The 19,316-nt window shown below is 65.2% G+C and carries 20 protein-coding genes and 1 riboswitch; of the genes, 10 read left to right on the forward strand and 10 right to left on the reverse strand.

Going from position 1 to position 19,316, the window contains the following annotated elements:
- Window positions 1–7: 7 nt before the first annotated feature.
- Window positions 8–256: a hypothetical protein gene (locus tag CDI09_RS17540; RefSeq protein WP_146220806.1), complete on the forward strand. Its 249-nt coding sequence runs from the start codon at window positions 8–10 to the stop codon at window positions 254–256.
- A 31-nt stretch (window positions 257–287) separates the two neighbouring features.
- On the opposite strand, the gene CDI09_RS05205 is transcribed toward CDI09_RS17540, so the two are convergent.
- From CDI09_RS05205 to CDI09_RS05230, 6 genes are all read right to left on the reverse strand, one after another.
- Window positions 288–1,292, reverse strand: coding sequence for a lysylphosphatidylglycerol synthase domain-containing protein (locus CDI09_RS05205; protein WP_078525504.1), 1,005 nt, complete (start codon window positions 1,290–1,292; stop codon window positions 288–290).
- 71 nt (window positions 1,293–1,363) lie between these two features.
- Window positions 1,364–1,849, reverse strand: a complete 486-nt coding sequence (ribH, locus tag CDI09_RS05210) for a 6,7-dimethyl-8-ribityllumazine synthase (protein WP_078525502.1) — start codon at window positions 1,847–1,849, stop codon at window positions 1,364–1,366.
- Between the two features lie 98 nt (window positions 1,850–1,947).
- Window positions 1,948–3,198, reverse strand: coding sequence for a 3,4-dihydroxy-2-butanone-4-phosphate synthase (gene ribB, locus CDI09_RS05215; RefSeq protein ID WP_078525500.1), 1,251 nt, complete (start codon window positions 3,196–3,198; stop codon window positions 1,948–1,950).
- Window positions 3,198–3,815, reverse strand: a complete 618-nt coding sequence (locus CDI09_RS05220; protein WP_078525498.1) for a riboflavin synthase — start codon at window positions 3,813–3,815, stop codon at window positions 3,198–3,200. The genes ribB and CDI09_RS05220 overlap by 1 nt, the downstream gene beginning before the upstream one ends.
- Window positions 3,816–3,824: 9 nt before the next feature.
- Window positions 3,825–4,823, reverse strand: coding sequence for a bifunctional diaminohydroxyphosphoribosylaminopyrimidine deaminase/5-amino-6-(5-phosphoribosylamino)uracil reductase RibD (gene ribD, locus CDI09_RS05225; RefSeq protein ID WP_078527863.1), 999 nt, complete (start codon window positions 4,821–4,823; stop codon window positions 3,825–3,827).
- A 135-nt stretch (window positions 4,824–4,958) separates the two neighbouring features.
- Window positions 4,959–5,118, reverse strand: a riboswitch (FMN riboswitch).
- Between the two features lie 90 nt (window positions 5,119–5,208).
- Window positions 5,209–6,105 carry an MIP/aquaporin family protein gene (locus CDI09_RS05230; RefSeq protein WP_078525496.1) on the reverse strand — a complete coding sequence of 299 codons (897 nt, stop codon included), beginning with the start codon at window positions 6,103–6,105 and terminating at the stop codon, window positions 5,209–5,211.
- Between the two features lie 291 nt (window positions 6,106–6,396).
- On the opposite strand from CDI09_RS05230, the gene CDI09_RS05235 reads away from it, so the two are divergent.
- Window positions 6,397–8,178: a hypothetical protein gene (locus CDI09_RS05235; RefSeq protein ID WP_236944437.1), complete on the forward strand. Its 1,782-nt coding sequence runs from the start codon at window positions 6,397–6,399 to the stop codon at window positions 8,176–8,178.
- On the opposite strand, the gene CDI09_RS05240 is transcribed toward CDI09_RS05235, so the two are convergent.
- Window positions 8,150–8,707, reverse strand: coding sequence for a hypothetical protein (locus tag CDI09_RS05240; RefSeq protein WP_236944436.1), 558 nt, complete (start codon window positions 8,705–8,707; stop codon window positions 8,150–8,152). The two genes, CDI09_RS05235 and CDI09_RS05240, sit on opposite strands and share 29 nt — an antisense overlap.
- A gap of 267 nt (window positions 8,708–8,974) precedes the next feature.
- Here CDI09_RS05240 and CDI09_RS05245 point away from each other — a divergent pair, with 267 nt between their 5' ends.
- Window positions 8,975–9,202 (forward strand): DUF3126 family protein, encoded by a 228-nt coding sequence (locus CDI09_RS05245; RefSeq protein WP_061273942.1) that lies wholly within the window; start codon window positions 8,975–8,977, stop codon window positions 9,200–9,202.
- A 141-nt stretch (window positions 9,203–9,343) separates the two neighbouring features.
- Here CDI09_RS05245 and CDI09_RS05250 read toward each other — a convergent pair whose 3' ends face one another.
- Window positions 9,344–9,970: a DUF2939 domain-containing protein gene (locus CDI09_RS05250; protein ID WP_078525494.1), complete on the reverse strand. Its 627-nt coding sequence runs from the start codon at window positions 9,968–9,970 to the stop codon at window positions 9,344–9,346.
- A gap of 197 nt (window positions 9,971–10,167) precedes the next feature.
- Here CDI09_RS05250 and CDI09_RS05255 point away from each other — a divergent pair, with 197 nt between their 5' ends.
- Genes CDI09_RS05255 through pyk form a run of 4 tightly spaced genes read left to right on the forward strand, consistent with a single transcriptional unit; the run spans window position 10,168 to window position 13,847 of the window.
- Window positions 10,168–10,992 carry a HesA/MoeB/ThiF family protein gene (locus tag CDI09_RS05255; RefSeq protein ID WP_078525492.1) on the forward strand — a complete coding sequence of 275 codons (825 nt, stop codon included), beginning with the start codon at window positions 10,168–10,170 and terminating at the stop codon, window positions 10,990–10,992.
- On the forward strand, window positions 10,989–11,375 hold the full coding sequence (locus tag CDI09_RS05260; protein WP_078525490.1) for a DsrE family protein: 387 nt from the start codon (window positions 10,989–10,991) through the stop codon (window positions 11,373–11,375). The genes CDI09_RS05255 and CDI09_RS05260 overlap by 4 nt, the downstream gene beginning before the upstream one ends.
- A gap of 15 nt (window positions 11,376–11,390) precedes the next feature.
- Window positions 11,391–12,380, forward strand: coding sequence for an SH3 domain-containing protein (locus CDI09_RS05265; protein ID WP_078525488.1), 990 nt, complete (start codon window positions 11,391–11,393; stop codon window positions 12,378–12,380).
- Window positions 12,381–12,407: 27 nt separating this feature from the next.
- Complete coding sequence (gene pyk / locus CDI09_RS05270; protein ID WP_078525486.1) at window positions 12,408–13,847, forward strand: pyruvate kinase; 1,440 nt, start codon at window positions 12,408–12,410, stop codon at window positions 13,845–13,847.
- Between the two features lie 107 nt (window positions 13,848–13,954).
- Here the strand turns inward: pyk and CDI09_RS05275 are convergent, their stop codons facing one another.
- Window positions 13,955–14,857, reverse strand: coding sequence for a prephenate dehydrogenase/arogenate dehydrogenase family protein (locus tag CDI09_RS05275; protein WP_078525484.1), 903 nt, complete (start codon window positions 14,855–14,857; stop codon window positions 13,955–13,957).
- A 50-nt stretch (window positions 14,858–14,907) separates the two neighbouring features.
- Window positions 14,908–15,969 carry a lysylphosphatidylglycerol synthase domain-containing protein gene (locus CDI09_RS05280; protein ID WP_078525482.1) on the reverse strand — a complete coding sequence of 354 codons (1,062 nt, stop codon included), beginning with the start codon at window positions 15,967–15,969 and terminating at the stop codon, window positions 14,908–14,910.
- Window positions 15,970–16,162: 193 nt separating this feature from the next.
- Between CDI09_RS05280 and hpnA the strand changes: the two genes are divergently transcribed.
- Genes hpnA through hpnC form a run of 3 tightly spaced genes read left to right on the forward strand, consistent with a single transcriptional unit; the run spans window position 16,163 to window position 19,261 of the window.
- Window positions 16,163–17,158: a hopanoid-associated sugar epimerase gene (gene hpnA / locus CDI09_RS05285; protein WP_078525480.1), complete on the forward strand. Its 996-nt coding sequence runs from the start codon at window positions 16,163–16,165 to the stop codon at window positions 17,156–17,158.
- A gap of 10 nt (window positions 17,159–17,168) precedes the next feature.
- On the forward strand, window positions 17,169–18,401 hold the full coding sequence (locus tag CDI09_RS05290) for a glycosyltransferase (protein ID WP_078525478.1): 1,233 nt from the start codon (window positions 17,169–17,171) through the stop codon (window positions 18,399–18,401).
- Window positions 18,398–19,261 carry a squalene synthase HpnC gene (gene hpnC, locus CDI09_RS05295; RefSeq protein ID WP_078525476.1) on the forward strand — a complete coding sequence of 288 codons (864 nt, stop codon included), beginning with the start codon at window positions 18,398–18,400 and terminating at the stop codon, window positions 19,259–19,261. The genes CDI09_RS05290 and hpnC overlap by 4 nt, the downstream gene beginning before the upstream one ends.
- Window positions 19,262–19,316: the final 55 nt, after the last annotated feature.

The raw sequence follows: 19,316 nt of genomic DNA on the forward strand, positions 1-19,316 counted from the left end.
GCAGTCGGTGAAGAAGTACGGTTTGGCCCATGATGCGGTGCCGATGCAAGGTGGTTCTTTCCCGCCATGGGCTGATGCCGGTGGCGCCGGTGCCAGCGGGGCTTATGGCACCCGAAAGGGCTACCCACGAAAAAACTGGCAAATCATAAAGAAGTTTTTGGCAAAGCTTTTTTCAAAAAGCTTTGCAAGACGCCGCCGTGGTGAAAAAAGGCGGCAGCCGGGGCCTTGTTTTTTTCATCAATTATTTGCTGGGTAACACTCTTTTACAAAAAACGGCCCCCGCCCGGTCAGGACTGGTGGGGCAGGCGCATGTCCTTGGCGGGATTGGGGCGGACCCAGCGCATTTCCATCACCTGCCACGCCACAAGCGAGGGCAGGCCCCAGGCGATCTCGCGCAGGCGTTTGATGAGCGAGAGCGCGATCCCCTCCTGCGGGGAAAGGCCAAGCAGACCGCCAATCAGGATATATCCTCCCTCCGACACGCCAAGCGCGCCCGGCACGGCAAACCCCGCCGATTTCGCGGCCTGCCCGACACTTTCGATCACGAAACTGTCAGCCAGTGAAAGCGGGTGGCCCATCGCCGCAAGCACCACAAAAACCTCGAACATGCCAAGCGACCAGCCCAGCAGTTGCAGCGCCCCCGCGCGCAGCGAGTTCTCACGCGTGCGGTACAGGGTCAGGATCTGGGCATGCAGGCCACGGATGTCGTCTATCCCGTCCCACCCCAGATGGGCGGCGATGCGCACCAGCAGCTTTTCCACCAGTGCAATGGCGCCGAGGTACTGGCTGCCAAAGAATATGGCGCCAAGCAGCAGGGCAGCCCCCGCACTTTCCATGAGTTCGTCAGTCACATGCGAGCGGTTGACGAGGCAGAACAGCACCCCCAGCCCGATGAGCGTGAAGGTGACCTGGCTGAGCAGTTCGATGGTCAGGTCGCATATGGTCGAGGCGGCGGCCTGCTTGATGCCGGTGTCATCCCGCCGGGCCAGCAGGCGGGTGGTGATGACCTCGCCGCCCACCTGGGCTACGGGCAGCAGGTTGTTGATGCCCTCACGCGCGCAGCGCAGGGCAAAGAAATCGGCAAAGGCCAGCTTGGGCCGCCCGGTCTGGGCCAGCAGGCGCCATGCCTGCGCCGAGGCGCAGACCTGGGTGACATGGAAAATGATGATGGCAGGAATGCTCCATCCCCCGGCCGCGATCAGCCCGAGGATGTCATGCAGGCCGAAACGCCCCAGCATCCAGACCGTAAGGCCGACACCGAATGCTCCGGCGAGGAAGGTAAGCTGCCGCATCCGCCATCCCTGTCACCCAAAACAGGACCGCAGAAAGGCTGTTTTCAGCCATTCATTGGCCCGGTTTTACTTTAGCAGCCTCTGATTTTCTGAAGCAATGCGAGACTTTCAACACAGGCGGCCACGGCTTCGCGGCCCTTGTTGTGCACGTCATCACGCGAGCGGACGATGGCCTGCTCATCGGTGTAGGTGGTCAGCACGCCAAAGGCGATCGGCACATCCGTGTTCAGCGCTGCCTGTTGCAGGCCAACCGCCGCCCCAAGGCTGATGAACTCGAAATGGGCGGTATCCCCCTTCACCACGCAGCCGAGGCACACCACGCCATCATAACGGCCGGTTTTGGCCAGGGTCTGCGCGATCAGCGGCAGTTCGTATGCGCCAGGTGCATACATCACATCTTCATCACGCATGGAAATGGCGTGTTCCTTCAGCCATGCCAGCGCGCCGTCACGCAGGCCGTGGGTCACCTCTTCATTGAAGCGGCTGACCACGATGGCAAGGCGTGGCGGATGGGCGAAGTCGAGCTCGACCGTGGTGGAAGGGATGTTGGTGCTCATATCCGACGTTGTCCGTTGTGAATTGTTAGATTTGAAAAAAGGATAAAAGTTTTTGGGTGCCGCCTTTTTTCAAAAAGACGGCGTCTTCGAAGCTTTTATCAGTTGGCATCTGCTGTCGCGGGTTCGCACAGGGCATGGCCCATCCGGGTGCGCTTGGCTTCCAGATAGGCGCGGTTGAAGGGGTTGGGCGCAATGGCCAGCGCAATGCGCCTGCGCACGTCAAAGCCGTGGCGTTGCAGGGCGTGGACCTTGTCGGGGTTGTTGGTCAGCAGGTCGAGCCGGTTCACGCCCAGCGCGCGCAGGATGTCTGATGCCGCCTGCCAGTCGCGCGCATCGGTCTCGAAGCCCAGCCGGTGGTTGGCGTCCACCGTATCCAGCCCCTCATCCTGCAGCGCGTAGGCGCGGATCTTGTTGGCAAGGCCAATGCCGCGCCCCTCATGCCCGCGCACATAGACCAGCACGCCGGATTCCGCCCGGCCAATCTGCTCGAGCGCGCCCTGTAGCTGCGCCCCGCAATCGCAGCGCAGCGAGCCCAGCGCATCCCCCGTCACGCATTCCGAGTGCAGGCGCACCAGTGGCACGCTGCCCGGCCTGCCGGGTTCGCCCTTGACCATGGCCACATGCTCCGTGCCATCGGGCGCGCGGAAGGCGTGGATCATCATGTCCGGCCCGCCAAAGCGGCTGGGCAGGCGGGCCTGGGCAACCTGCTCGATGGCGGGCTTTTCCGCGCCTTGCGCTGCAATAGGGTTGTCCTTCAGCCATTTTGCCAGCTCGGCGATGGACAGGATCTGCAACCCGTGGCGCTTGGCGTAGGGGCGGAGGTCGTCCATGCGGGCCATGGTGCCGTCCTCGTTCATGATCTCGCAGATCACGGCGGCCGGGATCAGCCCCGCCATGCGGGCAAGGTCCACCGAGGCCTCGGTGTGGCCGGGGCGCGCTACCGTGCCACCGGGCACCGCGCGCAGCGGGAAGATGTGGCCCGGTGAGACCAGATCCTCAGGCTTTGCATCAGGTGCCGCTGCCACCAGCACGGTCTCGGCGCGGTCAGCGGCCGAGATGCCGGTAGTCACCCCCTCGCGTGCCTCGATGGAGACGGTAAACGCCGTGCCGCGCGGGCAGGTGTTCACCTGTGTCATCATGGGCAGGCTGAGCTGCGTGATGCGCTCGGGCGACATGGGCATGCACACCAGCCCGCGCGCATGGGTCACCATGAAGTTCATGGCGTCTGGCGTCATGAGTTCGGCGGCCATGACCAGGTCGCCCTCGTTCTCGCGGTCCTCGTCATCCACAAGGATGATCATCCCGCCCCGGCGGATGGTTTCTATGGCCTGCGCCAGTGCCGGGGGCATCAACGATACTGACATACGCTCTCCACATATTTAGCAATGACATCGACTTCGATGTTCACGGCGTCGCCTGGCTTCAGGCCGCCAAGGGTGGTGTGTTCCCATGTGTGGGGGATAATCATCAGGGCAATGCGGAATTCATCCGCATTGCAGCCATCCTCGCCCGGTGCGCCCACGGCGTTCAGGGTAAGGCTGATGCCATCAATGGTGATGGAGCCTTTCTCGACCAGGTAGCGGCGCAGCCGGGCGGGAATGGTGAAGGTGATGTGCCGCGCCTCGCCTTCCTCGCGCACTGCGAGCAGGCGGCCCGTGCCATCGACATGCCCCTGCACGATATGGCCCGAAAGCCGTGTTGCGGGGGTGACCGCGCGTTCGAGGTTGACGGTATGCCCGGCCTCAATGCGGCCAAGCGCCGTGCGGTCCAGCGTCTCGGAACTGATGAAGAAGGTGGCCGTGCCCGCGGCATCGAAGGAGGTCACGGTCAGGCACACGCCATTGACGGCGATGCTCTCGCCAAGAGCAAGGTCGGTGATGCCCGTCTGCACCGTTATGTCCAGATCGCGGTCAAGCCGCCGCGCGGCGCTGACCTGTCCCTGGTGCTCGATAATGCCAGAAAACATGCTTACTCCTTATGCGGCGGCAAGTTCGGGGAACAGGCGCAGCGGCGTTACGTCGCCTTCGCGCACGCGCACGTCGTACCGGTCCGTGCCATCGGGGCCTGCGGTAATGCTCAGCCAGTCGTGCCACAGCCCGCGGGCCTCGATTTCGGCCAGCAGTTTCGGGCCGGCCTCCACCAGCGCCCATGTAACACCCGCCTCGCCGAGCATGTCGGGCAGGGCGGCGATGTCGGTGCAGACCCGTATCTCGAAGCCCCGGTTGCGCGCGGCGGTGAGGTAGGCTTCATCCACCTCGCCCGCGCGGGTGCAGATGGCGAGGATGCGCGGCGCGCGGCCCGGATGGTCGGGCACATGGCGCACGTCAAGGCCGGGGCGGTCGGCGTTTATGGTGCCGGTGGCGGTAATCACCGCATCACTCGCCCGGCGCAGGCGGTGCGCAAGCGTGAGCGAGGCTGTGGTGGTGAAGGTGGTCTGGCCCGCGGGCGGCACCATGGAACCATGGGCGTCAAGCGCCTGCTTGACCGTGATCCACGGCTGGCCGGTACGCATGAAGTGGGTGAAGGGGGCAAGCAGGCTGCGGCACAGCGCCTGCATGGGCCCCTGGGGGCCTGCGGGCTGAAGCACATGCACCGTGCAGCCGCGCTGGCGCAGCGTGTCTGCTCCGCCGCCTTCCACATGCGGGTTGGGGTCGCGCACGCCAATCCATACGGTGCGGATGGGGGTTGCGAGCAGTGCGAGCGAGCACGGCCCGGTGCGCCCGGTGTGGTTGCATGGCTCGAGGGTGACGACCGCCGTATGCGCGCGCGCCAGCAGACCACGCTCGCGGCACTGGTTTATGGCCTGCACCTCGGCATGGGGCGTGCCCGCGCGGTGGTGGCCGCCGGTGGCGAGAATGGTGCCTTCGGCATCAAGGATGGCGCAGCCCACGGGCGGGTTGGGCGTGGTGGCGCCCACATGGCGCGCGGCTTCATCCACCGCCGCGCGAAAGGCGTGGGCGATGGCGGGCGGCAGGGCGGGGGCCTGCGTGGTGCTGGCGTGGGAACCCTGTGGCAACGCGTCCAAAACACAGTACTCCATCCATCTGGACGGACCCAGGGCGCGTAAAACCACATGCCTGCCTTCCGTGCGGGAAAGCAGGGCCATAGTTTCCGTTCTCTCTCATCCGGACTGTAACCGTCGGTTCCGGAATTGCACCGGATCTGCTTGACCCCGCCCGCTTTCGCGGTCGGGCGCTCGCGGACTTATGGCCCTGCATGCAGGACCAATTACCGCCGGTGGGGAATTTCGCCCCGCCCTGAGAACGTCTGTAAACCGGGGCGGCGCCCCGATTCGTATTCAGTGGCACTGATAGTGGGAACAATTCGCGCTGATTGCAAGCCGTGCCCTGTGCAGGGAACTATAATGTGTCCTGTTCACGTTCCTGCCTGTGGCGGCCGGGATGGAGCAGCGAGGGGATGCGGCCATGATGGCCGAAATTGACCAGCCGTGCCTCCTCGACCTCGATGCGGCCGAGCAGGCGCGAGCGGATGATGGCAATGGCCAGCGCCGCCCCCATGAACGGGCCGAGCGCATAGATCCAGAAAGACTGCCACTGCCCTGCAATCAGCGCCGGGCCAAAGCTGCGCGCAAGGTTGGAGCTGTTGCCCGACAGCCATGCCGAGATGGGGTTGCACGCCAGGAAAAACAGCCCGCCCGCCCATGGCGTGAGCCATTTGAGCACCGGGTGGGCGGCAAGGTAGCAGATCATCAGCACAAGCAGCACGGTCAGCACCAGTTCCGTCACCAGTGGCCACAGCACGGATACATGCGCGAACGGAATGGTGGCGGCATAGGCCGAGGCCTGCGCCATCTGCCCCCATACCGGCAGGACATGGCCCAGCCCCGCCAGCAGTATTGTGGCCAGGCAGGCGCCAGTCATCTGTGCGGCCACGTAGCCGCACAGATCGATCACGCCCAGCCTGCCCGCAAGGCTGAACGCCAGCGAGACCGAAGGGCTGACATGCGCCCCGCTGACCTGCCCGAACGGCGTGAACGCCGCCACCGTGCCCGACAGGCCAAAGAACAGCCCGCACAGCGCGGTCTGCACCAGCGGGTGTGGCGCGAGCGCGCGGCCAATGGGGGTATAGGGCGTGGTCAGCACCGCAACCGACACGATCCCGCACAGCATGAGCACCATTGTGGCCACCATTTCGCACGCATACAGCTTCCAGTGCAGCGGATGGTCGGGGTGGGCTGCGCCGGCAAGGGGCCGGTCCTCCTGGGGTGGGGAGCCGGTCTGCCGGGGTGCGGTCATGTCGTGTTACTCCCTTCCTGACACATGTAGAGGCCTTGAATTAAAGCAGGGAATGGTGTGGAATAAAGGAAATGATGCGAATATAAGCCGTGCATGAGAATAGTTAATGCATAGCAGCTGAATGTTTTTTCTATAATAGGATGCGCCATCCCTCCTGTATCCCGTCAGGCATCGGGTGTGGGTGAGGGTTTTATCAATCATGTGTTCAGGGGCAGACGCGCCAGGCTGATGGATTGCTGTTGGAAAGAAGGCCGCTGTTCCTGTCGGGCCGAAAGGGCGGGCAGGCCCCGCATGATGCTTGGCGGCCTGATGGTCGTGCTTGGCGGCATGGCGGCGCCCGCCGCCGCCCAGGCCGATGACATGGCCGAGATCCGCGCCCTCCATGCCGAGATGCAGCGGCTCGAGGCCAAGGTGCAGCAGCTCGAGGCCCGTCACGGCATGACAGGTGGTGGCTCGCATGTGCTTGCGGGGCGCACGCTGCGCTCGGGTCCGCGCCCGAATGCAAGCAGCACGTCAGTCACCAACCCGTCGGGCCAGATTACGGCCATGCCCGACCTGTCACGGCTGACCATCGGCGGCCCCGCCCTGTCGGATGACGCACAGGCGGCGGCAGCGGCCGAAAACACCATGACCGAGTCCATCGTGCCCAGCCAGCCCAAGCTGGACCTTGATTCCTCCAGCCCGCTGGCCATTACCCAGACCGGGGTGGACAGCCTGCCGCCCATTTTCCGCATTGGCGGCGTGTCGGTCAGGCTCGGTGGCTTTATTGATTTCTCGAACATCTATCGCAGCAAGAATCTGACCAGCGGCCCGGCCACGAGCTGGGGCAGCTTTCCCTATGCCAACAGCCCCAACGCCCATACCGGTGAGTACCGTCCCTCCGCCCAGCTCACCCGCCTGAGCGTGCTGCTGCAGGGCTCGCCTACCAAGGACGAGACGCTGTCAGGCTATATCGAGACCGATTTCGGCGGTGCGGCCGGCACCGCCAACAGCTACCAGACCAACAGCTACACGCCGCGCATCCGCCAGGCGTACATGACCTACAGCAACACCAAGTGGGGCTTCCATGTGCTGGCAGGCCAGGCATGGAGCCTGACCACGGGCTATACGCAGGGCCTGCTGTCGCGCCATGAGCAGCTGCCGCCGGTCGTCGATAACAACCAGATCCCCGGCATCGTGTTCACCCGCGTGCCGCAGATCCGCTTCATCAAGGATTTCGGGCGTAAATGGTGGCTCGGGCTTTCGCTTGAGGCGCCGCAGGTGGCCTATGCCGCCAACGGGGGCAGTCACGCCATGCTGACGGGAGCCAGCGATGATACCATCGCATCTTCCAACACGACCCTGCTCTACAGCAATGCAGGCTCGGGCATGCTCAACCCCAATGCCAAATACAGCATGGACGTAGCCCCCGACATCGTGCTCAAGGGCGCGCTCGACACCAAGCCTGCCCATTACGAGGTCTATGGCCTGGCGCGCTGGTTCAAGGCCATGGCGCAGGCGCCGGGCGGGCCGATCCGCGAGCACGTATCCTTTGCCGGTGGCGTGGGCGGCGACGTGACGGTGCATGTCATTCCGCGCTACCTGCAGTTTACCGGCAACGTGCTGGCAGGTGAGGGGATTGGCCGTTATGGCCCCGCCATGCTGCCCGATGCCACCTTCAGGGCCAATGGCACGCCTGCCCCCATTCCCGAGATCATCGGCAGCATGGGGCTGATCGGTCACCCGACCTCCAACCTGCTGGTCTATCTGTATGGTGGCGTGGAGAGCGCGGGCAGGCGCACCTATACCGGCACGGATGGCTACCAGTACGGTTATGGCGTGAACGATCTTGCACTGGCCAGCTGTGATGTCGAACAGATCAGCGGCGGCAGTTGTGACGCCCAGACCCACACCATTGCCGACCTGACCGTGGGGGGGTGGTGGCATGTGCTGCAGGGCGGCTATGGCGCGGTGATGACGGGCGTGCAGTACACCTATCTGCGCAAATTCGCCTACAAGGGCGGCGATGGCGCCAGCCCCACTACCGGGGGCAACACCATCTACGTCACGTTCCGCTATTTGCCGTTCCAGTAGCCGCGCTGCTGGCTGCAAGGGCGGCCTGGCAGTCAGCGGCCGGGTGGGCGAGGTGGATGTCATGCACGTCGCTTACGGCGCGGATGCTGGTCGTGCGCCAGTGCGCGGTCATGCCATGGGGCGTGCACAGGGCGCCCGCGCCGAGCAGCGGCCCGTTGCCCGGATCAACCACCGCCAGCACGGCACGCGGGTTGCGCGGCAGGGCAAGGCGCAGCGCGGTGCGCAGGCGGCTGGCTGTCTGGTCATCGGCATGGTTGATCAGTTCAGGCACCAGCTCGATCCAGCCTGACCAGCCAGCGGCCACGGCGCGGCGCAGCTGTGGCCAGGCCTTGTGCTCGTCAAGCGCCTTGATGGTGGCTTCGGCCCCCTCTTCATGAAGCTGGCGGGCAAGAGCGCGCGCGCTCAGGCCCATGCCGGCCTCGGTGGGCGCACCCGCAGGGGGCAGGCTTGCGGCAAGTGCAGTCAGCCCGATGGTGGGAGCGAGCAGGGCTGCAAGCAGCATCAGCCGGGGAAAAGCGCTTGGGCGCATCGTCTTTGTTCTCCCTTCTTACTGGTGTTGCGTTATGGTGAGGAAACACCGCAATCGTGGCGCGGGCAGGGCATGGATGGGGAAAATCATGGGCACGCCGGTTGCAGGGGTGGGCACATGTGCTTATAGCCTGCGGCCATGCCCGCATGTGTCACGGGGCAGCCGCGCGATCCTGACCGGACCTGCCACGCGCGTTGATCGGGGGGCGGACAAGGCCCTGAATTGTTGTTTCTGGCGGGTCTCGCCATTGTGGAGAACAGACGTTTCATGGGTGCCATGTCCTCTTCCGAAATTTCGCGTCTTCAGGTCTGCCTGCGCCGTCTGCTGGGCTCGCCGGGGCTTACCGTCAATGCGCCGCCGCGTGCCGGGCTGTCGGTTGAACTCGCGGTCAATGGTGAAGTGGTGGGCACCGTCCATCGCGATGAAGACGAGGGCGAAGTGTCCTACGCCATCCACATGACCGTTCTCGAAGAAGACCTGCCCCCCGCGAAGTAAGGCGGCCTCCATAACGCCCGGAAATGGAAAGAAGTTTCTGGAGAAGCTTCTTTCAAAAAGCTTCAGCAGACGCTGCTTTTGGAAAAAGGTGGCCCCGGAGGCTGCGATGGTTTTCCAGTCCCCTCACGGGGTCTGGTCAGCCTAGGGCTGCGTCAGCGGCTGGGGCACGGGGCCTGCCGAGGCCTCGACAAGGGGCTGCTGGGGGTGCGCGGGCAGGTCGATTCGGTGAATCTTCCACTGGAAGGCGTGGATGCGCATCTGCAGCCGCAGTGGGGTCTCGTTCTCATGGCCGGGCATGATTACGCTTGCCTCGAACACGCCGGGATGGGTGAAATGCGCATGCACGCGCCACAGCATGCCCAGCATCATGGCCGCCGTGGCGGGCTTGTGTTCATGCGGCATCAGGTGATCGACCAGCATGCCCAGCTTGTCGGGGCGCACTTCCTCGTCAATCGCGTTGGATGCGGCGGATGAGGCGAAGGATGACCCGAAAGCGGGCAGCTCATCGTCAGCCACGGGCGGGCCGATCAGGTCATCGACCACCTGCGTCTTGAGCCCGTTGCGCACCGATTCCCATTTGAGGCAGGTGTTGAGGCTGCCCATGTCATGTGTGCGGATGGCCGACGTGATGGACCACAGCGTGCAGAAGGGCGAGGCCGCATACAGTGTGGTGGCGGCGGCCAGCGTGCCCGCGCATACCCACCGCGCCTGCTGGCGGCGCAGGGTGAACAGGTTGGCGGGAATTTCCATGCGGGAAAGATATGACATTGATTTATACTCCCCCAAAATGGTTTCACCTTGCCCTTGAGCTTATACTGGAAACATATCGGGCATGCATTGGTTTCATGATTGCGTGACATAATTTTCACGTAATCGTGATCGAAAGCCTGTTTCTCCCGGCTGCGCCAGCGGGGGGCAGGGTGTATCCGCCATGGGTGCGGCAACGGGCGGGGCAGGAGAGAGGAATGAATTTTTCCGACGAAGAGATCCAGCGATACGCGCGCCACATCCTCCTGCCTGAGGTGGGTGGCACGGGGCAGGAAGCGTTGAAAAACGCCAGCGTTCTGGTCATTGGCGCAGGCGGCCTGGGCTCGCCCGTGGCGCTTTACCTCGCGGCCGCCGGGGTGGGCCGCATCGGGCTGGTCGATGATGACGTGGTGGACCTGTCCAACCTGCAACGCCAGATCGCGCATGTGACCGCGCGCGTAGGCCAGCCCAAGGTCGAGTCGGCAGCGACCGCCATGCGCGCGATCAATCCGGGAACACGGGTCGATTGTCATAACGTGCGGCTTGCAGCTGACAATGCCCGCGCGCTGGTGCGCGGATATGACCTGGTGTGCGATGGCAGCGACAATTTCGCCACCCGCTACCTCGTGGCCGATGCCTGCGCGCTGGAAGGGCGCACCCTCATCTCCGCCGCCGTGCTGCGTTTTGAGGGGCAGCTTTCCACCTTCCGCCCCGGCGGCCCGTGCTATCGCTGCCTCTACCCCGAGGCCCCGCCCGCGGGCACCGTGCCGTCATGCGCCGAGGCGGGCGTGTTCGGCGCCGTGACAGGCGTGATGGGCACGCTCCAGGCCACCGAGGCGCTGAAGGAAATACTGGGCATAGGCGAGAGCCTGTCCGGCCGCCTGCTGGTATGGGATGCGCTGGCCATGCGCTTTCACACCATTACCCTGCCAGCCGATCCTGACTGCGCCCTGTGCGGCGCGCATCCTGCCATCCATGACCTGTCGGCCCATCACGGCCCGGCCCCCGCCCTGTGCGGCGTGCCCGAAAGCGCTGCGCCATGATGCGTGATGACGGGGCGCTGGCCATCTTGTTGTATGATGGCGCGTATGCCCGCGCGCATTATGCCTTTGTGGTGGCTGCGGGCGCGCTGGCCATTGGCCGCCCGGTCATCATGTTCGCGGCGGGGCGGGGCGTGCACGCGCTGGCGCGCGACTGGCGTGGCCTGCATGATGCGGAGGATGATGCAGGCGTGCGTGCGCGTGGCGTTGCGGGCATCGACACGCTGCGTGAAGCCACGATTGAACTGGAGGCGACGCTCATGGTGTGCGAGGCCGCGCTGAAACTGTGCGATCTTGCGCCCGGGCAGTTGCTTGATGGCGTACAGGTGGCCGGTATTCCCACTTTTCTCGAAGCCGCCCGGGGGCGGCAGATCATAACCCTTTAAGGATTGAAGAACACGATGGCGCAGTGCGTGCGGCATGAATTCCTTGCGCGGGCGGCCAGCAGGCCCTCGCGTGTCACCCGGCGGTGGGGGTATCTGGCGGCCTGCGCTGCGGTGCTGGCCATGGGGGCAGGGCCAGTACGGGCCGCGACGGTGGCGGCCCACCATCATGCCCATGCGGCCGCGACCAAGGCAGCGACCAGTCTTGGCCACGCCCATGTGCATGGGGCCGCCAGGACCGCAAAAACGGCGGAAAAAAAGGCTGAAAAGACCACGCATGAGGCAGGCCGTCACCACCATGCGGCAGCGGTTGCCGCCGGTGCTGGCGCAGGCGCCGTGGCGGGTGTGGGGGTTGCTGCGGCTGGCACGGCCCATCCGGCCCCCGCCACGCCACCACCTGCCCCCCCGGCCGATGCCGCGGCACTCGCGCCCGTTGATAACACCAAGGGCAGCGTGACCGGCCTGCCCCTGCCGCGCTTTGCCGCCTTCCGCGCCGATGAGGTCAACCTGCGCACCGGGCCGGGGCAGCGTTACCCCATTGACTGGGTGTACCACCGCCGGGGCCTGCCGGTGAAAATCGAGCGAGAATTCGATGTGTGGCGCCTCGTTGAGGATTCGGACGGGCAGAAGGGCTGGGTCCATCAGGCAACCCTGGTGGGAACCCGCACGTTTGTCATACCGGGACTGCCCCCCCAGGGTGATGCCCAGCAGGCGGGCCAGCCCACCGCCAAGGAGACTGACGTGATTGGCCGGGCCGATACCCGCATCGTAGGCCACGTGACGGATGTGGCCGATGCGGCGGATATCAAGGGCGCGGTCATGCTGCATGCGGATGCCAGCACCACATCGGCCGTGGTGGCCGTGCTGCGGCCCGGCGTGGTGGGCACGCTGCGCCAGTGCCAGGCGGGCACGCCGTGGTGCAAGGTTTCGGTCAAGCAGTACAGTGGCTGGATCGAGCGCAGCGCCATGTGGGGGCTTTTGCCGCAGGAGGTCATAGCGCCCTCCTGAGGATGACGTGAACAGGCGGAGAAAGAAATGCCGGATACACCCTATCGTGCCATGCGCCGGACCAAGATTGTCTCGACCCTTGGCCCGGCCACGACCGACCATGCCACCATCCGCGCGCTGGCCGTGGCGGGGGTGGATGTTTTCCGGCTCAATTTCTCCCACGGCACTCATGCCGACCACGCCGCCCGCCATGCGGTCATTCGCGATGTGGAGGCCGAACTTGGCCGCCCCATCGGCATCCTTGCCGATGTGCAGGGCCCCAAGCTGCGGGTGGGCAATTTCGCCAATGGCCGGGTGCAGCTGACGCCGGGCGCGCCCTTCCGGCTCGATCTTGACGGGGCACCGGGCAACGAAAAGCGCGTGAACCTGCCCCACCCCGAAATCATTGCGGCAGCGCAGGTGGACAGCACGCTGCTGCTTGATGATGGCAAGCTTGCGCTGCGCGTGTGTGAACGCGGCCCGGACTTCCTGCTGACCGAGGTGGTGGTGGGCGGCCCGCTATCGGACCACAAGGGCGTGAACGTGCCTGATGTGGTCCTGCCCATTCCCGCCCTGACCGACAAGGACCGCGCGGACATGGCGTTCGCGCTTGATCTGGGCATTGAATATGTCGGCCTGTCTTTCGTGCAGCGCGCCGAGGACGTGCGCGAGGCGCGCACGCTGGCCAATGGCCGTGCGTGGATCATGACCAAGCTTGAAAAGCCGCAGGCGATGGACAACCTGCACGAGATCATCGCCCTGTCGGATGCGGTGATGGTGGCGCGTGGCGACCTCGGCGTTGAGCTGCCACCCGAGCAGGTGCCGCTGGCGCAAAAGCGCATCATCCGCCTCGCCCGCCAGCTTGGCCGCCCCGTTGTGGTGGCGACGCAGATGCTCGAGAGCATGATTCACGCCCCGACTCCCACCCGCGCCGAGGCCTCCGATGTGGCGACGGCAGTGTTTGATGGCGCGGATGCGGTCATGCTCTCGGCCGAGACGGCGGTAGGCTCCTACCCGCGTGAAGCGGTGGCGATCATGGACCGTATCGTGCGTCGTGTTGAGGAAGATGAAGTCTGGCGCCGCCAGATGGAGACCTCCAGCCCCGAGCCGGACCATGCCGTTGCGGGCGCGATTGCCGCGGCAACCCGGCAGGTGGCCGCCACGGTCGATGCCGCCGCCATCGTGGCCTTTACCCTGTCGGGGCGGACGGCGCTGCGCATTGCGCGCGAGCGGCCTTCATGCCCCATTCTTGGCCTGACCCCCAATGATGAGATTGCCCGCAGGCTGGCGGTGGCCTGGGGTGTGCAGGCTGTTTCGGTCGGGCAGGAAGCCCCGGTCCATACCGTGGAGAGCGTGGTGGACCAGGCGCTGGCCGTGGCCCGGGGCGATGGTTATGGCGTTGCGGGCGATACGGTGGTGATCGCGGCGGGCCTGCCTTTCGGGGTGGCGGGCAGCACCAACACGCTGCGGGTCGCCACGCTGACCTGAAGAGAAATGATAAAAGTTTTTGGGTGCTGCCTTTTTTCAAAAAGGCGGCGTTCTTCTGAAGCTTTTTGAAAAAAGCTTCACCAAAAACTTTTATCTGTCTGTTTTCTTCAGGCCTGCCGGTTCTCGATCAGGCTGCGGCGGATGGCGCGCCCGCGCTTGATGCGGCTTACGATCACATCCTCGTTGCCGGTGCGGATGGCGTTGCCCATGGCCTGCGCATCGGCAATGAAGCGGTCGAGCATGTCGAGCAGCGCCTCGCGGTTGTTGAGGAAGATGTCACGCCACATCGTCGGGTCGGACGCCGCAATGCGGGTGAAGTCACGGAAGCCCGAGGCTGCGAAATCCAGCACTTCCGAGCGCGTTTCATCCGCAAGGTCATCGGCCGTGCCGCATATGGTAAAGGCCAGCAGGTGCGGCAGGTGGCTGACAATGGCGCACACCCGGTCATGGTGTTCCACCGTCATGTCGCGCACGCGGGCACCCATCATCTCCCACAGGGTTGTGACGCGGGCGAGGGCGGTGGCCGGCGTGCCCGCAGGGGGCGTGAGCAGGCACCACCGGTCCTCGAACAGGGTGGCGAAACCGGCATCGGGGCCGGAGAACTCCGTACCCGCCATCGGGTGCGCGGGCACGAAGGCAATGTCGGGGTAGGCGGCCAGCAGCGGCGCCATGGCCTCCATCACCGTCACCTTGACCGAGCCGACCTCGCTCAGGATCGCACCCTTCTTCATGGCAGGCAGGATCTGGGCGGCGACCATGGCAATCGCGCCGACCGGCACGCAGATGATCACGCAGTCCGCATCGCGCACGGCCCGTGCCGGGTCGGCCGCGACTTCATCGGCAATGCCCAGTTCAGCCACGCGCGCGCGCACTTCGGGGCTTATGTCGCATGCGATCAGCCTGCGCGCGATGCGCCGGTCCTCATGCGCGCGGCGCAGGATGGAGGAACCGATCAGGCCGGGGCCGATAATGACCAGCGTATCGAACAGGGGGGCGGGCTTGTCCGTCATGGGGCGGTCTTGTCTGGCTATGGGGTGTGACAAAGGAGTGGGTGGTGCAATCAGTCCTGCGGCGGGCTTGCGGGCTTGCGGGCGGGCGCTTCTTCCGGCTGTGCGGGGGCGGCCTTCTTGTGGCGCAGGGCCCGCATTTCCATGGCCTGCCACAACAGCAGCATGGGAATGCCGATGACCAGTTCCCGCCCGCGCCGCAGCAGCGACAGCCCCAGCGAGATGGAAGGCGCAATGCCAAAGGCCGAGCCAAGGGTGATATAGGCCGCTTCCTGCACGCCAAGGCCTGCGGGCACGAGGAACGAGACGGACATGATGCCGCACGCCACGCCCTCGATCGCAACCGCTCCGCCAAAGCTGAGATGCGCTCCCAGGAAATAATAGGCCACCCAGATCGTGGCGGCACTGCCCAGCCAGCCCACGTAATGCAGCAGCGCGCCCTCCACGATGCGGCGCGGATGCGACCAGATGGCGTCAAAACGCTCCTGTATGCTGTCAGCGCTGCTCAGCATCGCATCCTGCCACTGGGCGGCCATGTTGTGGCCCAGCATCCTGCCCGCGCGCTTGAGCAGGTCACCACCCCGGCGCTGGGTATAGATAAAGCCCGCGATGCCCATGGTCAGCAGCACGAGCCCGATGATGACCGGGCGCGCGAACGGGCTGGACTGCTGGTGGGCCACAAGGCACAGCACGGCGGTCAGGATGAACAGGATCTGGCCCATCACCTCGGTGGTGATATCGACAAGGTTGGCGCAGGCCGCCTCGCTGCCATTGACCGGGCGCCCCTTGCCACGGGGGGCGAACAGGTCGCTCGAGCAGGTGGCGCGGATGCCCAGCACCATGCCGCCAAGCTGCGAGAAGGGCAGGCACGACGCGGCAGCGTCACGGATCATGCGTGACACCACAAGCTGCACGAAGGGAATGTCCCGGCAAGCCGCGTGCCAGGCAAGACCCAGTATTGCATCGACTGCAAGCTGTGCCACCACGGTCGCCATGAATCCGACCACCCCGATGGAGACGATGGCCTTCATCACCGATCCGGCACCGAACCAGGCGGTGCAGCCTGTCAGCAGGGCCAGGCCGAGGAGGGCCAGCAGGATTGTGAGCTTTCTCAAAAAAGATCCGTCTTGGTCTGTTGGCGTCAGGACACCGGGGAAAATTGATGCCGCCGTGGCTGGTTTTGCCTGACTTACACTACAGCAGGGTCTGGCGCCACTGGGAGGTGTCGGGATAAATGGAACGCCCGCTGGTTGCGAGTCCGTATCGCAATCGTGAATTCTGTCCCCTGACGGAGTGATCGTTCAGACCATGACTGCCCCAACCCTTGTAACCGGTGCGACCGGTTTTGTCGGCTCGGCCGTCGCCCGCAATCTGGTGGAGCGTGGCCATACGCTCAGGCTCATGGTGCGCAAAGGCAGCGACCTGACCAACCTGCGTGATCTGCCAGCCGAGCTGGTGGAAGGCGATCTCTCCACCCCCGAAAGCTTTGATGCAGCCGTGAAAGGCTGCCGCTACGTGTTTCATGTCGCGGCGGATTACCGGCTGTGGGTGCCCGACCCGGTGCCGATGATGGTGGCCAATGTGGAAGGCACGCGCAGCCTGATGCTGGCGGCGCAGAAGGCGGGGGTCGAGCGGATCGTGTACTGCTCCTCGGTCGCGGCGCTGGGGCTGATTGGCGATGGCACCATCTCCGATGAGGAAACGCCGGTGCATGAACATGGCGTGATCGGCATCTACAAGCGCTCCAAATACCGCGCCGAGCAGGAAGTGCTGCGCCTGGTGCACGAGCGCGCGCTGCCTGCCGTGATCGTGAACCCCTCCACCCCCGTTGGCCCGCGCGACATCAAGCCCACGCCCACAGGCCAGATGATTCTCGACTGCGCCGCAGGCCGCATGCCCGCTTATGTCGATACCGGCGTGAACATCGTGCATGTCGATGACGTGGCCGAGGGCCATGCCCTGGCGCTCGAGCGCGGGCGCATTGGCGAGAAATACATCCTGGGCGGCCAGAACTACCTGCTGCGCGACCTGTTCGCCATGACCGCCGAGATCGCGGGCGTGGCCCCGCCGCGCATCAGCCTGCCGCAGGCGGTGATCTGGCCGGTGGCGGTGGCGAGCGAATGGCTGTCCCGCGCTTTTGGCATTGCGCCGCGCGTCACGCGCGAGATGCTGGCCATGTCTCACAAGAAAATGTTCTTTTCATCGGACAAGGCGATTCGTGAACTCGGTTACGCCCCGCGCCCCGCGCGTGAGGCGGTGACGGACGCGATCGACTGGTTCCGCCAGCACGGCATGCTGGATTGAGCAGCCTGTCATGTTGCTGCTTTCCCTTTCCATTCTGACAGTCGTCATCTGGCTCGGGCTTATTTTCTGTCATGGCCGCTTCTGGCAGGCGGGGCCGGTGCTTGCCCCCGTGTCAGGCCAGCAGCTTGACGGGGCAACCTGCCCCGATGTGTGCGTGGTGGTGCCAGCGCGTGATGAGGCGCCATCGGTCGCGGCGTGCATTGGCTCGCTGCTCACGCAGGATTATCCCGGCGCGCTGCATGTCGTGCTTGTGGATGACAACAGCACCGATGGCACGGGGCGGCTGGCGCGCGCGGTGCCCGACCCGCAGCGGCGGCTGACCGTGGTTACGGGCAAGGCGCGCCCGCCGGGGTGGAGCGGCAAGCTGTGGGCCGTGGCGCAGGGCGTGGCCCGCGCGCGTGAACTCGCCCCCGATTCCAGCGGTTTCGTGCTGCTGACCGATGCTGACATCACCCACGACCCGCGCCATGTCTCGACCCTGGTGGCCAAGGCGCAGGCGGGCGGGCTCGATCAGGTCTCGGAGATGGTGGAGCTGAACTGCACCAGCCCCGCCGAGCGCATGCTGGTGCCGGCCTTCGTTTTCTTTTTTGCCCTGCTCTATCCGTTTGCCAGCGTCAACAACCCGCGCAGCAGGGTGGCGGGAGCGGCAGGCGGCACGGTGCTGGTGCGCTGGAGCGCGCTTGCGCGCATTGGCGGGATCGAGAGCCTGCGCGGCGCGCTGATCGATGACTGCACGCTGGCCGCCCACGTCAAGCATAGCGGGGGGCGGATCTATCTAGGCCATAGCGGGCTGGCCAGATCCATCCGGCCCTATCCGCACCCCTCCGACATCTGGCGCATGGTGGCGCGCACGGCCTATGTGCAGCTTGGCTATTCGCCCTTCCTGCTTGTGGGCACGGTCATCGGCATGGTGCTGGTGTGGATGCTGCCGATGCAGCTTGCGCTGCTCGCACACGGGCTGCCCTGCCTTCTGGGGGCCGGGGCATGGGTGCTGTCCATGGCGTCCTACACGCCCACGCTGCGCCGGTTTGGCCAGTCGCCGGCCTGGGCGCTGTTGCTGCCGGTCATTGCGGGGTTCTATACGCTGGCCACCATCGGCTCGGCGCTCGATCACCATCGGGGGCGGGGCGTGGTCTGGAAAAGTCGCGCCTATACCGAGCCGGATGGCGCGATCTCGACACATATGCGCAGCGAGGGTGCTGCAACGGTAATGAACCGCACCATGGGGGATGACGTAGGGTGAACACGGATGAGCAGGACGTATGGGGCAGCGCGGATGTCTCGTCGGGCAAGGATGCCGGGGATGAAAACTTTCCCGTAGGCTCCCTGCTGATCAGCCGCAGGCTGCGCCCGCATGTGCATGCCTATTATGATTTCGCCCGGGTGATCGATGATATCGTCGATACCGACCAGCTTGATGCCCCCGCCAAGATCGCCCGCCTCAACGCGATGGAAGAGGTGGTGCTTGGCACGCGCCTCGCCCCCCACCGCGCCGATGCCCAGACGGCGGTGCGCGTGGGCCAGACGTTGCGCGAGACGGGCGTGCCCACCACCACGGCGACCGACCTGATCGTGGCCTTCAGGCAGGATGCGGTGAAGAACCGCTACGATTCGTGGGAGGAACTGGAGGAATACTGCCGCTATTCCGCCAACCCCGTGGGCCGCTTCCTGCTCGAACTGCATGGCGAGGATGCAGGCACGTTCGGCTCGTCGGATGCGCTGTGCACGGCGTTGCAGGTGCTCAACCACCTGCAGGACTGCGCCGATGACCTGCGCAATCTTGACCGCTGCTATCTGCCGCGCCCGTGGCTTGCGCAGGCGGGTGCCAGCATTGATGACCTGCGTGGCCGCCACGCCAGCCCCGGCCTGCGCCGGGTGTTCAACCAGCTGCTTGACCGCGTGGATGAACTCAACCGCCGTGCCTCGCTGCTGCCCGGCCTGATCCGTGACCGGCGCATGCGCATGGAGGCGGCCGTGATCGTGGGGCTGTCAAAGCGGCTGGCCACGCGGCTGCGTAGCGAGGACCCGGTGGCAGGCCGCGTCAAGCTTTCACGCGGGGATGTGCTTGCAGCCCTTGCGGGGGCGGTGCGAACGCTGGTCTGATAGGGCCTGATTTTGTTCTTGGAGGTGATTGCCGCTAAGAACAGGCGCAACTGTT

Source organism: Komagataeibacter nataicola (genome assembly GCF_003207795.1).
In the GTDB taxonomy this organism is placed as follows: domain Bacteria; phylum Pseudomonadota; class Alphaproteobacteria; order Acetobacterales; family Acetobacteraceae; genus Komagataeibacter; species Komagataeibacter nataicola.